The following is a 14,383-nucleotide window of genomic DNA, read 5'->3' on the forward strand; positions in this document are numbered from 1 at the left end:
CACTCACCCCCGCGCAATCAAAACCAAAGCCGCCACAATCAACCCCAACGCCAGCCACCGCTCAGCATTGACCTTCTTGCGCGTAACACCAAACCACCCGAAATGGTCAATCAACACACTCTTGCCAACCTGCCCCGACAAAATCGCAATCATCGTCATCGCAATCCCGATATGCGGCGTCGCCAGCGTCAACACCACCACATACATCGGCCCCAGAAACCCGCCGATCAACTGCCAGCGCGGCAGATCCGTCAGCGCCGGCCCCTTCTGCGGCCCCGCAAACAGCAACAACAAAAACAGAATCGCCGAGCCCACCCCGAAGATGCTCAAGGTCGCCCACAAATGCCCGACTTGCTCACCCAACGGCCCCAGCAACCCCGCCTCCACCGACAAACCCATGCCGGCCAGAATCACCAGCGGCAACAGCAACAAACGCAAACCCGGCCGGGCGACCGGAGCCGGCGCGGCACTCACTTCATCAAACGACTGCATCTGAAAAACCTCTGAAGGAAACGATGGCGCGGATTATCGGCTGGCGCAGCTGTGCGATAAATGGGAGCATCCGGACAACACTTTTGCGAAACTCGCACAGCAGGACGGACGATGCACGGGCTCAACGAACTGGGATTCAAGGCGCTAAGGCTGTTTGTGGCCGTGCTCGACCACGGCAGTTTTTCCGAAGTCGCCCGCCGCGAGGGCGTGGCGCCCTCCTCGATTTCCCGGCAGATCCAGTTGATGGAGCAGGCGCTGAACCAGCAATTGCTCTACCGCCACACCCGCGCGGTCACGCCCACCGAAGCCGGGCGCATGCTCGGCCACCACGCGCGGCTGGTGCTGGTGCAACTGGAAGAAGCCGAACAGGCGTTGCAGGAACAGCAAAGCGAGCCGACCGGCCTGGTGCGGATCAACGCCCCGGTGGTGTTCGGCCAGCGCCATCTGACGCCATGGCTCGGCCGTTTGTGCGAGCGCTATCCGAAGCTGCAACTGGACATCCAGCAGACCGACCACTACATCGATCCGCTGCAGGAGGGCGCCGACCTGCTGTTCCGCATCGGCCCGTTGCACGACTCAAGCATGCAGGCACGGATCCTCGCGCCACACCGATTTCAGGTCGCGGCAAGTCCCGCGTATCTCAAGCGTTTCGGCACGCCACAACATCCCGAAAACCTCGCCCATCACCAGTGCCTGGCCTACAAGGGCGCGACCGGCCAGCAGCGCTGGTTCTTCCGTCAGGATCAGGGCGAGTGGACGCCGTATGCAGTCAAGGGCCCGATCACCGGCAACCACGCGGACACCCTGACCCAGGCCGCTGTGCAGGGGCTGGGGCTGGTGATGTTTCCGTCATGGCTGATCGGCGAGGCGGTGCGCGAGGGCACGCTGGTGCCGGTGTTGGGGGATTATCAGGTGTCGAACAGTGTCGAGCCGCAGCAGATTTCGGTGCTGTGGCCGGGGAGCCGGCGGTTGTCGGTGAAGGTGCGGACGGTGATTGATTTCTTTATGGAGTGTTTTGGCGAGGTGCCGTATTGGGACAGACCCTGACGGTCTGTCCCGACAACGCCCTCAGATACGGAACTGCCCAACCAGTTTGCCCAACCGCTGCCCCAAGTCCGCAAGACTGCGCGAAGTCTGCGCCCCCAACTGGGTCTCATCCGCCACGTTATCCACCGCCACCGCAATCTGATGCACGCTGCGGTTGATCTCTTCGGCCACCGCCGTCTGCTCCTCGGCAGCACTGGCAATCTGCGCGTTCATCGAGTTGATGGTCGCAATCAGATCCGCCATCGCATCCAGCGACGCACCCGCCTGATTGGCCTGGGCCGACGTGCCGTCACCCGCCTCGCTGGAACGACGCATTGCTTCAACCGCCGACTGCGTCCCCGCCTGCAAGCGATCGATCATCCCCTGAATTTCCTGCGTGCTGATCTGCGTGCGCGACGCCAGCGCCCGCACCTCGTCCGCCACCACCGCAAACCCGCGCCCGGCCTCGCCGGCTCGAGCCGCTTCGATCGCGGCGTTGAGTGCCAGCAGGTTGGTCTGTTCGGCGATCGAGCGGATGACCCCGAGCACGCCGACAATCGACGACACGTCCTGCTGCAGGCTGTCGAGGGACACGCCGCTGCTGCGGATGTCGTCCACCAGCGCATGAATCTGCTTGATGCTGCCGGCCACCACGCGTTTGGCGGTCTGGCCTTCTTCGTCGGTCTGCTGTGCGGCGACGGCGGCGTTCTGCGCGCTCTTGGCGACTTCCTGGGCAGCGGCGGACATTTCGTTGATCGCCGTGGCGACCTGATCGGTTTCGTGACGCTGACGTTCCATGGCCTGATCGGAGCGCTGGGCCTGATCCGACACTTGCGTCACCAGCCCGGTCAGTTGCGAGGTCATCTCGGTGATCTGCCGCACCAGGCCGTGGATCTTGTCGACGAAACGGTTGAACGAGCCGGCCAGTTCGCCGAGTTCGTCCTGGCTGGTGATGGTCAGGCGCCGCGTCAGGTCGCCCTCGCCCGCCGCGATGTCATCGAGATTGGCTTTCATCAGGGTCAGCGGTCGCAGGATGGTGTTGGCCAGCAGCATCCCCGCCGCCGCGATCACCAGCAGCACCACCACCGCCACGCCGACGATGCTCAGCACCACGCCCTGCATGCGCTCCTGCACCTTGCCCTCGACCACCGCCACTTGCGCTTCGATGCCGTCGAGGTTGACCGACGTACCGACTGCCATGTCCCACTTCGCCAGGTATTCGGTGTAACCGAGTTTCGGCACCAGCACTTGCGCGTTGCCCGGCAGCGGCGAGCTGTATTGCAGGTAGTGAGTGCCGTCCTTCGCGACTTTCACCAGGTCGCGGTTGACGTAGACGCCGTTCGGGTCGCGGTTGTCCTTGAAGCTTTTGCCCACGCCTTCGGGGTCGTTGGCCTTGAACAGGCGCACGGTCTCGGAGTCGTAGCCGAAGAAGTAGCCGTCCTTGCCGTACTTGATGCTCGACAGCAGTTTGATCACCTGCGCTCGCGCGTCGGCGTCACCGGGGGCGGCAGCGTCGTACAACGGTTTGATGGTGGTCATGGCCACGGCGACGTAACTGGCCAGCGTGGCTTTGGCGTCACCGAGCAGGCGTTCGCGGGTCTGCTGGACTTCATTGCGCGCCTGTTCCTGGAGGATGAACAGCGTGGTCAGGCTGATCACCAGCGCAAAGAGCAGCACCGGAAGGACGGCAAGGGACAGGACTTTAGCCTTGAGACTCAGGCGCATGGGGGCTCACTCTTTTGGTTTTATTGGCGTGGATAAAGGCTTTAACGGCACACCGGAACAAAAGTTGAGTGAGTCCCCGCAGGGGCGGCGTTACAACACCATCGCGGCCACCCAGCCAAACGCCAGCAACGGCAGGTTGTAGTGCAGGAAAGTCGGGACCACGGTGTCCCAGATGTGGTGATGCTGGCCGTCGACGTTGAGGCCGGAGGTCGGGCCGAGGGTCGAATCCGAGGCCGGCGAACCGGTGTCACCCAGCGCCCCGGCCGTGCCGACGATGCAGACGATCGCCATCGGGCTGAAGCCCAGTTGCACGCACAGCGGTACAAAAATCGCCGCCAGAATCGGCACCGTGGAGAACGACGAACCGATGCCGATGGTCACCATCAACCCCACCAGCAACATCAGCAGCGCGCCAATCGCCTGGCTGTGATCGATCCACGCCGCCGCGCTTTCCACCAGCGAACGTACTTCACCGGTGGCCTTGAGCACTTCGGCAAAACCCGAGGCGGAGATCATGATGAAGCCGATCATCGCCATCATCTTCATGCCTTCGGTGAACAGGTCGTCGGTCTCACGCCATTTGACGATGCCCGACGCCGAGAAGATCAGGAACCCGGCCAGCGCGCCGATAATCATCGAATCCAGCAGCAACTGAATGATGAACGCCGCCGCGATGGCCAGACCGGCGATGCCGATCGTCATCGGGTTGTAGGCGACGCTGACCTGCTCCACCTGCTCGATCTTTTCCAGATCGTAGACCCGCTTCTTGCGGTAGCTGAAGAACACCGCCAGCAACAGACCAAAGACCATGCCCGCCGCCGGAATGGCCATGGCGTGCATGACGTTGATCTGGCTGATGTCAACGCCGGCCTTGCTGACGTTGGCCAGCAGGATCTGGTTGAGGAAGATGTTGCCGAAACCGACCGGAAACACCATGTACGGCGTGATCAGGCCGAAGGTCATGACGCAGGCGATCAGCCGGCGGTCCAGTTGCAGCTTGGTCAGTACATATAAAAGCGGCGGCACCAGCAGCGGAATGAACGCGATGTGGATCGGCAGGATGTTCTGCGACGCGATCGCCACCACCCACAGCAAGCCGATCAGCATCCATTTGACGCTGCCGCCACCGGTCGCATGCTGGCGGTCGACCATCGCCAGAGCCTTGTCGGCCAGCGCATGGGCCAGGCCGGACTTGGCAATCGCCACGGCGAAAGCGCCGAGCAACGCATAGGACAACGCCACTGTCGCCCCGCCACCCAGGCCACTATTGAAAGCCTTGAGCGTGGCGTCGATGCCCAGACCACCGGTCAGGCCACCGACCAGCGCACCGACGATCAACGCGATCACCACATGCACCCGGGACAGGCTGAGGATCAGCATGACGCCGACCGCAGCAATCACTGCATTCATTTCACTACCTCAAAAACACGACGGTAAAGCCATTCACCGCCAGACAGGATGAGTCCGGCCGGCAAGCCACGAGGGTCGCCAGCGGATTTGCATAGAGGGTCTTATTAGAAGGGCGCGCACTGTGCCGCAGAGCGGGCGCAGTGTCAAAGCGAGTGGTCGCGCCACTGTGTAACTTTGCATGATCAAAGCGCTGAACAGGGCATATCAGCCACAACATGCGTCAATTCGCCATATTGCATTTACGCCATAAAGAAAGTCGAAACGCGGCCGTTACAGTGCAAAGTCTCAGATATTTATCGAATAAGGACGTCCTCCATGTCGCTCAGACAACTTTCCATCCAATGGAAAATCACCCTGCTCGCCGGGCTCTGCCTGGCCGGTATCGTGACCCTGTTGGTGGGTCTTTCGCTGTATCGCATGGAGCACAGTTCCGAACTGGTGAAAGCTTCGAGCATGGAAATGCTCACCGAATCGGCCCAGGCTCGCATCGAATCTCAGGGCGAAGTCCAGGCAGCGGGCATTCGTCAGCAGTTCATGGACGCCTATCAATATGGCCACGGTTTCTCGCGTCAGGTGCTGTTCCTGCGTGAACAGGCCGAGAAGCGCTTTCTCGATGCCTTCGACCTGCGCGAGGACATGACCCGTCAGGTGAAATCGGCGCTGCAGGCCAACCCGGATCTGCTCGGCCTGTCACTGGTGTTCGAAGCCAACGCGCTGGACGGCAAGGACGAACTGTTTGCCGGCCAGGCGGAACTGGGTAGCAACGATAAGGGCCGCTTTGCCCTGTACTGGTCGCAGCCGACCCCGGGCAAAGTGACCTCGATGGCGCTGCCGGAAAGCGACATGGCCGACACCAGCACCGGCCCCAGCGGCCAGGCCGCCAACGCCTGGTTCACTTGCCCGCGCACCACGCTCAAGCCGTGCGTGATCGAACCCTACTTCTATGTGATCGACGGGCAAAAGGTGCTGATGACCAGCATCGTGTTCCCGCTGATGGTCAACGGCAAAGTCATCGCCTCGCTGTCGGTGGACATCAACCTCAACAGCCTGCAAGCGATCAGCCAGAGCGCGAGCAAAAAGCTCTATGACGGCCAGACCGCCGTGAGCATCATCAGCCCCGCCGGCCTGCTCGCCGGTTACAGCCCGGACGCCAACAAACTCAGCCAGCGTCTGGATGCCGTGGACACCACCAGCGGCGCCGAACTGCTGCGCCTGCTCGCTTCGAGCCACACCGTCAGCAGCCTGCACAGCAACGCGCAACTGAAAGTGCTGTCGCCGTTCCAGCCGATTCCCGGCGGCCCGTCGTGGGGCGTGTTGCTCGATGTGCCGGAGAAAGTGCTGGTAAGCCGCGCCGAAGCGCTCAAGCAGCAACTGGATGCCAGCAACACCTCAGGCACCCTGATCGAGCTGAGCCTGGGCGTGCTCGCCGCGCTGATCGGCCTGTTGCTGGTGTGGCTGATGGCCCGCAGCGTGACCAAACCGATCCTCGGCGTCGCGCACATGCTCGAAGACATCGCCAGCGGTGAAGGCGACCTGACCCGCCGTCTGGCCTACGACAAGAAGGACGAGCTCGGTCAACTGGCCGGCTGGTTCAACCGCTTCCTCGACAAGCTGCAACCGATCATCGCCGAGGTGAAACGCTCGGTGCAGGACGCGCGCAACACTGCCGACCAGTCTTCCGCGATTGCCACCCAGACCAGCGCCGGCATGGAGCAGCAATACCGTCAGGTCGATCAGGTCGCCACCGCGTCCCACGAAATGAGCGCCACCGCCCAGGACGTGGCCCGCAGCGCCGCGCAGGCTGCCGAAGCGGCCAAGGATGCCGACCGCGCCACCCGTCAGGGCCTGACCGTGATCGACCGCACCACCGCCAGCATCGACACCCTCGCCGCCGACATGAGCGCAGCGATGGTGCAAGTCGAAGGCCTGGCCGCCAACAGCGAGAAGATCGGCACCGTGCTGGAAACCATCCGCGCCATCGCCGAACAGACCAACCTGCTGGCTCTCAACGCCGCCATCGAAGCCGCCCGCGCCGGTGAAGCCGGACGCGGTTTTGCGGTGGTCGCCGACGAAGTCCGCAACCTTGCCCGCCGCACCCAGGAGTCGGTGGAAGAAACCCGCCAGGTGATCGAGCAACTGCAGAACGGCACCCAGGACGTGGTCGGCTCGATGGGCAACAGCCATCGTCAGGCTCAGGGTAGCGTTGAACAGGTTGGTCAAGCGGTTACCGCCCTACGCCAGATCGGCGATGCGGTGACGGTGATCAGCGACATGAACCTGCAGATCGCCAGCGCCGCCGAAGAGCAGAGCGCGGTGGCTGAAGAGATCAACAACAACGTGGCGACGATTCGTGATGTGACGGAGTCGCTGTCGGGGCAGGCGAATGAATCGGCGCGGGTGAGTCAGTCGCTCAATAGCCTGGCGAATCAGCAGCAGAGTTTGATGGATCAGTTCCGCGTCTGACGCTCAAGCCCGCTCACCACAAACCTTGTGGGGGCGGGCTCACCGCCGAGGCAATTGAATCTCCACCTTCAACCCACCCCACTCACTTTCGCCCAACACCAATACCCCGCCCCACGTCTCGACAATATCCCGCACAATCCCCAGCCCCAACCCATGCCCATGGGTCTGCTCATCCAGCCGCGTCCCCCGGCTGAACACCTGAGCCCGCTGCGCCTCGGGAATCCCCGGTCCGTCATCTTCCACGCTCAGCACAAAGCCTTCAGCCGTCTCGACCACACTCAGCCGCACCTCGGCATCCGCCCACTTGCAAGCGTTGTCCAGCAGGTTGCCGAGCAGTTCCAGCAGATCCTCACGATCCCACGGCAATTGCAGGCCCGGCGGGGCCACGTAACTCAATTCCAGATGCTCGCCGTGAATCATGTTCAGCGTCGACAGCAACCCCGGCAGCTCTGCGTCGCAATCGAACAACGCTCCCGGCAACGCATCGCCAGAGAGCCGCGCGCGGTTGAGCTCGCGGTTCAGTCGTTGCTGAACCTGTTCCAGTTGTTCCTTGAGAATCTTGCGCAGCTCCGGGTGCGCGTCGAGCCGCTCACTCAACGCCAGACTCAACAGCACCGCCAACGGAGTTTTCAGCGCATGCCCGAGATTGCCCAGGGCATTGCGCGAGCGCTTGAGGCTGTCTTCGGTGTGCGCCAGCAAATGGTTGATCTGCGCCACCAGCGGTTCCAGCTCCGCCGGCACTTGTTCATCGAGTTGTGAACGCTGGCCCTGCTGCAACTGGGCGATCTGTTCGCGAGCTTTTTCCAGCGGTCGCAACGCGCGGCGCACGGTCAGGCGTTGCAGCAACAGAATCAGCAGCAACCCCGCCAGCCCGAGGCCGAGGCCGATCTGGCGCATGCGCTGGAAGCTCTCGCGCACCGGAGTGTAATCCTGTGCGACGCTGATGGAAATCGACTGGCCGAGCCGTCGATAGTCCGAACGCAGCACCAGCAACTGCTGACCGTCCGGCCCCAGCTGCAGGTTGCTGTGCAGGCCGGAGCGTTCGAGCAGCGGCAGATCCTGATCCCACAACGAGCGGGAGCGCCAATGGCTGTCGGCGAAATCGATGCGGAAGTAATGCCCGGAAAACGGTCGCTGGTAGGCCGGCGACAAGTGCCGTTCATCCAGCTGCAAGCCTTGCGGGCCGCGAACCAGCGCCACCAACAGGCTCTCGCTGTCGTTACGCAACCCGGCTTCGAGATAGCGCTGCAATCCCACTTCGAACAGCCACAGACTGGTTTGCGCCAGCAGCACGCCGACGACCACCAGCACGCTGATCAACCCCAGGCTCAAGCGGCGCTGGATCGATCTCACGAAGCCTGTCCGCCAAACAGATAACCTTGGCCGCGACGGGTTTCGATCACGCTTTTGCCGAGCTTGCGCCGCAGGTGATTGACGTGGACTTCAAGCACGTTGGAATCGCGCTCGGTCTCACCGTCGTAGAGGTGTTCGGCGAGGTGGCTTTTGGAGAGGATCTGTTCCGGGTGCAGCATGAAGTAGCGCAGCAGACGGAATTCGGCAGCGGTCAGCTGGATGTCGGCACCGTCGCGCACGACACACTGGCGGCCCTCGTCCAGGTGCAGACCGGCAGCCTTGAGCGTCGGCTGGTTGGCCTGGCCCTTGGAGCGGCGCAGCAGCGACTGGATGCGCAAATACAGCTCTTCCGGATGGAAGGGTTTGGTCAGGTAATCGTCGGCACCGGCCTTGAGGCCTTCGATGCGCTCGGCCCAGGAATCGCGAGCGGTGAGGATCAGCACCGGAATCGTCAGACCGCCGGCGCGCCACTGCGCCAGCACCTCAAGCCCCGGCACGCCGGGCAGTCCGAGGTCGAGGACGATCAGGTCATAGGGTTCGCTGCTGCCCTGATAGACCGCATCGCGCCCGTCCGCCAGCCAGTCCACCGCGTAGCCCTGACGTTGCAGGCCGGCGAGCAATTCGTCGGCCAGCGGTACGTGGTCTTCCACCAGAAGCAAGCGCATCGGTCAATCTTCCTTGTCTTTCACGAGTTCGCCGGTATCGGCCCTCAGGTGCAGCTCGCGGGCCACGCCTTCGACGGTCAGCAACTCGACTTCATAAATGTAGACGTCGTGTTTTTCTTCCAGCTCGACTTCCAGCAGTTTCGCGCCGGGATAACGGTCCATCGCCTGCTGCAGCACTTGCTCCAGCGGCAGGATCACGCCCTGCTTGCGCAGATTGAGGGCTTCGTCCGGACCCAGGTCGCGGGCCATGGCCGTCGAGCAAAACATCACCAGCGCCAATGCCGTACGGCGGGTGGCGCGAACATTAACCTTCATTACGTATCCTGATGATCCTTGAGCACTTGCCCGCTCACCGCGTCCAGTTCCAGGTCCCATTCCAGCCCCTGCGGATCACGCAGTTCGATCTGGTAGATGTACTTGCCGTACTGCTCTTCCAGCTCGGTGTCGGTGATCGTCGAACCCGGGTGTTTGGCCAACGCGGTGGCGTTGAGCTTCTCGAAGGAGACGATAGTACCAGCGTCGCGCAGGCGCAGGGCTTCATCCGGGCCGAGATCGCGGGCGTGGACGGTGCCGGCGGTGAGGCCGATGATGGAGGCAATGGTCAGGGCAGTCAGGGTTTTCATGGTGTCTCCGTATTTTTATGTGTCGCTACGGGCGGCACCTTAACGGTGCGAACTTAACTGAAACTGAATTGCCATCATGGGGTCTGCTCCTGCAGCCACAGCAACATGTGCTTATAATCTTTCGCTTGCTAACGATCGAGACCGGTATGACCGCCATTCACATCAAGTTCCCTTCCCTGACCCTCAAGGCCGGCCCCCGAGCCATGGCGCGCATTCGTGCCCAAGGCCTGAACGCCGCCGACGTCGGCACCCTGCCCGGCGCTGCCGGTGGGCCGAAGGCGCTGGGGATTCAGGGGCTGGATCTGGCATTGTTCGGCGAGTGGCTGCCGGCGGCGCCGCGCGAGCGTTCGCTGATCGGTGCGTCGGTGGGTTCCTGGCGCTTCGCCAGCGCCTGTTTGCCGGACGCCGCCGAAGGCATCCGCCGCCTCGGTCAGCTGTACACCGAGCAGAACTTCAACAAAGGCGTGACCATCGGCGACGTCAGCCGCAGCTCGCAACGCATGCTCGATGACCTGCTCGACGGCCGCGATGCCTTGCTCCTCGACAACGCCCATTACCGCCTGAACATCATGGTGGTCAAAAGCCACGGCGGGCTGGCGGACGACCATCGCGGCCGGCTCGGGCTGGCGCTGGGTTCGGTGATCGCCGATAACCTGCGGGGCCGCGCGCGGCTGTCGCGGCACTTCGAACGGCTGATCATCCACGACCCGCGCTTGGCGCCGCCGGTGCATGCGCTGAATGACTTCCCGTCGCGTTTCGTCGCCCTCGACGCCGGCAACCTGCGTCAGGCGCTGCTGGCCTCGGGATCGATCCCGATGGTCATGGAAGGCGTGCGCGATCTGCCGGGCGCCGGTGCCGGCACGTTCCGCGACGGCGGTCTGCTCGACTATCACCTCGACCTGCCCTACAGCGGCGACGGCATCGTGCTCTATCCGCACTTCACCGACCGGGTGATTCCGGGCTGGTTCGACAAGACCCTGCCGTGGCGCAAAGCTTCGGTCGAGCGCTTGCAGGACGTGCTGTTGCTCGCGCCGTCGAAGGAATACCTGGCGCGCCTGCCCTACGGCAAACTCCCCGACCGTAACGACTTCAAGCGCTTCATGGGCGATGCGCCGAGCCGGCAGAAATACTGGCGCGCGGCGATGGACGAGAGCCGCCGGCTGGGCGACGAATTCCTTGAACTGACTGCCAATGGTCGCCTCGCCGAGCGCTTGCTGACCCTTTAGTCAGCACAGCCGAAGACAAGCTGGTAAACTCGCCGCCTGCCCGAATTCGCTGCGGCGAACGCCATCTGAACAGAGCTGAAATCACTGTGGAAATCTTCAAGGAATTTACGTTCGAATCCGCCCACCGCCTGCCCCACGTACCGGACGGCCACAAGTGCGGACGCCTGCACGGTCACTCGTTCAAAGTGGCGATTCACCTGAGCGGCGACCTCGACCCGCACACTGGCTGGATCCGTGATTTCTCCGAGATCAAGGCGATTTTCAAGCCGCTGTACGAGCGTCTGGACCACAACTACCTCAACGATATTCCGGGCCTCGAGAACCCGACCAGCGAAGTGCTGGCCAAATTCATCTGGAATGAATTGAAGCCCCTGCTGCCGGAACTCAGTGCGATCCGCATCCACGAGACCTGCACCAGCGGTTGCATCTATCGCGGCGAGTAATTCCCGCGACACAAAAAAACCACCGAGACCGGTGGTTTTTTTACGCCTATGCTTTTTGGCTCGAACCCGCCAAGAGGACAGGCCCATGACGGACTGGCTGCTGGATCAGGTCTTTGATTTCAACGGGCGACAGATTCGCCACGGGGTGCGCGGCGACGGCCCGCCGCTGGTGTTCGTGCACGGCACGCCCTTCTCTTCCTATGTGTGGCACCGCATCGCGCCGCACTTTTTCGCCACGCATCGGGTGCATTACTTCGACCTGCTGGGCTACGGACGATCCGAGCAACCGGACGCCGATGTCTCCCTCGGCGTGCAGAACGAATTGCTCGCGCAGTTGCTCGATCACTGGAATCTGCAACGCCCGGACGTGGTCGCCCACGACTTCGGCGGCGCCACCGTGCTGCGCGCGCATCTGCTCAACGGCAAGGATTACCGCAGCCTGACCCTGATCGACCCGGTGGCGCTGACGCCCTGGGGTTCGCCGTTCGTGCAGCACGTGCGCCAGCATGAAGCGGCGTTCAGCGGCCTGCCCGATTACATCCAGCGCGCCATCGTTCCGACCTATATTCGTGGGGCGATCCATCGGAATATTCCCGATGATGAACTGGCGCCCTACGTGCAGCCGTGGCTGGGCGATTCGGGGCAAGCGGCGTTCTACCGGCAGATCGCTCAGATGGATCAGCGCTACACGCTGGAGGCGCAGCCGCTGTACCCGACGATCCGCTGCCCGGTGCAGATTCTCTGGGGTGAAGAGGATCAGTGGATTCCCATCGAACGCGGACGCGAGTTGCACAAGATGATTCCCGGATCGCAGTTTCATCCGGTTCCGAATGCCGGGCATCTGGTGCAGGAAGATGCGCCTGAAGCCATCGTTGCCGCGCTGCTGCGATTCATTCCTGCTGCCTGAGGCAATCGCTTGACGGTGAACCAAGCGCTGAATAACGCTGGAGTTACAAGCTGATTAACTGTTTGATCTTTGAAAAAAAACGACGTGCACGCACGGTGTTTCTATCTAATCGCTAATCCATCTACTTCGAAATTGTCTAAAGAACTGTCAAACCTGACAGGTGTTGAAACATGTGCCTCCAAGCAAGATCAATCCTGAGCGGCTCGCTCACCTGATCCCTGAGGAACGCAACAATGAATACAAATGACACAAATTCTAACGACCCGGCATCGGAAGATACGGAAAATCAATATGCCGTAGGGTTCACTTTTAAGTGCAAAAAATCTCTGATTGAAACTCTCAAAAGAAATGGCAGCCTCTCGACTTTGCCTGTAATAGAAACCAAGGCAGGAGATGTTTCTGCCTACATACCTACCAACGTAATTTCAATTACAGATGAACAGATTTTTCTAGAGACACCCCTGTTCAATAGCGGCATTCGTCCCGCAATCAACGTTGGAATCGCCGTATCCAGAAAGCAGACTGAGGAATCAGCCCCCAATCAAAAAGGCCCCGCCAAAGTCACCATCCCGCCAATTTGACGTTATCAACGGACAACCTATCGGGTGTCAAAATGACACCCGGTATCCGACGCCCTGCTGCTGTGCCTCCTCATACGCGATCCCCACAAGCTAGAACTGTTGCGCTACCGTATCCCTATGCGACCGCACCCGATCTATAAAAGGATTCGCCCGATGCACATCATCAACGCCCGACTGCGCAACCAGGAAGGTCTGCACGAATTGCACCTCGAAGATGGCCTGATCCGCAGCATCGCGCGCCAGACCGAAGCGCCGACCCTGGGCCCCGACGACCTCGACGCCGGCGGCAATCTGGTGGTGCCGCCCTTCGTCGAGCCGCACATTCACCTCGACGCCACCCTGACCGCCGGCGAACCGCGCTGGAACATGAGCGGCACGCTGTTCGAAGGCATCGAATGCTGGGGCGAGCGCAAGGTCACCATCACCCAGGAAGACACCAAGACCCGGGCCAAGAAAACCATTCAGACCCTCGCCGCCCACGGCATCCAGCACGTGCGCACCCACGTCGACGTCACCGACCCGCAACTCACCGCGCTCAAGGCGATGCTCGAAGTGCGTGAAGAAAGCCGTCACCTGATCGACCTGCAGATCGTCGCGTTCCCCCAAGAAGGCATCGAATCGTTCCGCAACGGGCGCGAGCTGATGGAAGAAGCGATCCGCATGGGCGCCGATGTGGTCGGCGGGATCCCGCATTTCGAGTACACCCGCGATCAGGGCGTCAGCTCGGTGAAGTTTTTGATGGACCTGGCCGAACGCACCGGCTGCCTGGTGGACGTGCACTGCGACGAAACCGACGACCCGCATTCGCGCTTCCTCGAAGTGCTGGCCGAAGAGGCCCGCAGTCGCGACATGGGCGCCCTCGTGACCGCCAGCCACACCACCGCAATGGGCTCCTACGACAACGCTTACTGCGCCAAACTGTTCCGTCTGCTCGGGCATTCGGGGATCAGTTTTGTCTCCTGCCCGACCGAAAGCATTCACCTGCAAGGGCGCTTCGACAACTTCCCGAAACGCCGCGGCGTGACCCGCGTCAACGAGTTGCTCGAAGCCGGCATGAACGTGTGCTTCGGTCAGGACTCGATCGTCGATCCGTGGTATCCGCTGGGCAACGGCAACATCCTGCGGGTACTCGAAGCCGGCCTGCACATCTGCCACATGCTCGGCTACCGCAACTTGCAAAGCGCGCTGGATCTGGTCACCGACAACAGCGCCAAGGCCATGCACCTCGGTGAACGCTACGGCCTGGAACAGGGTCGCCCGGCGGACCTGCTGATCCTGTCGGCGGACAGCGATTACGAAGTGATCCGCAGCCAGGGCCTGCCGCTGTATTCGATCCGCAACGGCAAGGTACTGATGAAGCGGCAGATGCCGGTGGTGGAGTTCATGGAGAGTTGAGCGGCGGTTATGGTTCGCAGCGGTTTTATCGCGAAAGGTTAGTGCCGGACTGTCAGATCTGACAGGCGACAACC

General features: G+C 62.0%; 13 protein-coding genes and 3 pseudogenes. 8 read left to right on the forward strand and 8 right to left on the reverse strand.

Annotation, left to right across the window (positions count from 1 at the left end):
• Positions 1-3: 3 nt before the first annotated feature.
• Positions 4-492: a DMT family transporter gene (locus AC0R79_RS20585; protein ID WP_474731541.1), complete on the reverse strand. Its 489-nt coding sequence runs from the start codon at positions 490-492 to the stop codon at positions 4-6.
• A gap of 111 nt (positions 493-603) precedes the next feature.
• Between AC0R79_RS20585 and AC0R79_RS20590 the strand changes: the two genes are divergently transcribed.
• Positions 604-1,539, forward strand: coding sequence for a LysR family transcriptional regulator (locus tag AC0R79_RS20590; protein ID WP_474731543.1), 936 nt, complete (start codon positions 604-606; stop codon positions 1,537-1,539).
• Positions 1,540-1,560: 21 nt separating this feature from the next.
• Here the strand turns inward: AC0R79_RS20590 and AC0R79_RS20595 are convergent, their stop codons facing one another.
• The 3 genes and pseudogenes from AC0R79_RS20595 to AC0R79_RS20605 form a co-directional block, all read right to left on the reverse strand.
• Positions 1,561-2,382, reverse strand: a complete 822-nt coding sequence (locus AC0R79_RS20595; protein ID WP_371855536.1) for a methyl-accepting chemotaxis protein — start codon at positions 2,380-2,382, stop codon at positions 1,561-1,563.
• A gap of 84 nt (positions 2,383-2,466) precedes the next feature.
• Positions 2,467-3,243 (reverse strand): annotated as a pseudogene (locus AC0R79_RS20600) (cache domain-containing protein); the annotation flags it as partial.
• Positions 3,244-3,333: 90 nt separating this feature from the next.
• Entirely contained in the window at positions 3,334-4,653 is a 1,320-nt protein-coding gene (locus tag AC0R79_RS20605; RefSeq protein WP_007955962.1) for a Na+/H+ antiporter family protein, read from the reverse strand.
• Between the two features lie 1,458 nt (positions 4,654-6,111).
• On the opposite strand from AC0R79_RS20605, the pseudogene AC0R79_RS20610 reads away from it, so the two are divergent.
• Both AC0R79_RS20610 and AC0R79_RS20615 read left to right on the forward strand, forming a co-directional pair.
• Positions 6,112-6,258 (forward strand): annotated as a pseudogene (locus AC0R79_RS20610) (HAMP domain-containing protein); the annotation flags it as partial.
• A gap of 102 nt (positions 6,259-6,360) precedes the next feature.
• Positions 6,361-7,116 (forward strand): methyl-accepting chemotaxis protein, encoded by a 756-nt coding sequence (locus tag AC0R79_RS20615; RefSeq protein ID WP_371807414.1) that lies wholly within the window; start codon positions 6,361-6,363, stop codon positions 7,114-7,116.
• Between the two features lie 39 nt (positions 7,117-7,155).
• On the opposite strand, the gene AC0R79_RS20620 is transcribed toward AC0R79_RS20615, so the two are convergent.
• The 4 genes from AC0R79_RS20620 to AC0R79_RS20635 are packed head-to-tail and all read right to left on the reverse strand — an operon-like array spanning position 7,156 to position 9,757.
• Positions 7,156-8,469: a sensor histidine kinase gene (locus AC0R79_RS20620; RefSeq protein WP_375747521.1), complete on the reverse strand. Its 1,314-nt coding sequence runs from the start codon at positions 8,467-8,469 to the stop codon at positions 7,156-7,158.
• Positions 8,466-9,134, reverse strand: a complete 669-nt coding sequence (locus AC0R79_RS20625) for a response regulator transcription factor (protein ID WP_011335105.1) — start codon at positions 9,132-9,134, stop codon at positions 8,466-8,468. Before AC0R79_RS20625 ends, AC0R79_RS20620 begins: the two co-directional genes overlap by 4 nt.
• Before the next feature lie 3 nt (positions 9,135-9,137).
• On the reverse strand, positions 9,138-9,449 hold the full coding sequence (locus AC0R79_RS20630) for a PepSY domain-containing protein (protein WP_262195123.1): 312 nt from the start codon (positions 9,447-9,449) through the stop codon (positions 9,138-9,140).
• Complete coding sequence (locus AC0R79_RS20635; RefSeq protein ID WP_127798927.1) at positions 9,449-9,757, reverse strand: PepSY domain-containing protein; 309 nt, start codon at positions 9,755-9,757, stop codon at positions 9,449-9,451. Before AC0R79_RS20635 ends, AC0R79_RS20630 begins: the two co-directional genes overlap by 1 nt.
• 146 nt (positions 9,758-9,903) lie before the next feature.
• Here AC0R79_RS20635 and AC0R79_RS20640 point away from each other — a divergent pair, with 146 nt between their 5' ends.
• The 5 genes and pseudogenes from AC0R79_RS20640 (at position 9,904) to codA (ending at position 14,309) form a co-directional block, all read left to right on the forward strand.
• Positions 9,904-10,983 (forward strand): patatin-like phospholipase family protein, encoded by a 1,080-nt coding sequence (locus tag AC0R79_RS20640; RefSeq protein WP_474731547.1) that lies wholly within the window; start codon positions 9,904-9,906, stop codon positions 10,981-10,983.
• Positions 10,984-11,069: 86 nt separating this feature from the next.
• Positions 11,070-11,426, forward strand: a complete 357-nt coding sequence (gene queD, locus AC0R79_RS20645; RefSeq protein WP_007955941.1) for a 6-carboxytetrahydropterin synthase QueD — start codon at positions 11,070-11,072, stop codon at positions 11,424-11,426.
• An 85-nt stretch (positions 11,427-11,511) separates the two neighbouring features.
• Positions 11,512-12,333: an alpha/beta fold hydrolase gene (locus AC0R79_RS20650; protein ID WP_474731550.1), complete on the forward strand. Its 822-nt coding sequence runs from the start codon at positions 11,512-11,514 to the stop codon at positions 12,331-12,333.
• Positions 12,334-12,677: 344 nt separating this feature from the next.
• Positions 12,678-12,848 (forward strand): annotated as a pseudogene (locus AC0R79_RS20655) (F0F1 ATP synthase subunit alpha); the annotation flags it as partial.
• Positions 12,849-13,067: 219 nt separating this feature from the next.
• Positions 13,068-14,309, forward strand: coding sequence for a cytosine deaminase (gene codA, locus AC0R79_RS20660; RefSeq protein ID WP_474731551.1), 1,242 nt, complete (start codon positions 13,068-13,070; stop codon positions 14,307-14,309).
• Positions 14,310-14,383: the final 74 nt, after the last annotated feature.

Source organism: Pseudomonas sp. HD57-3, from assembly GCF_056113135.1.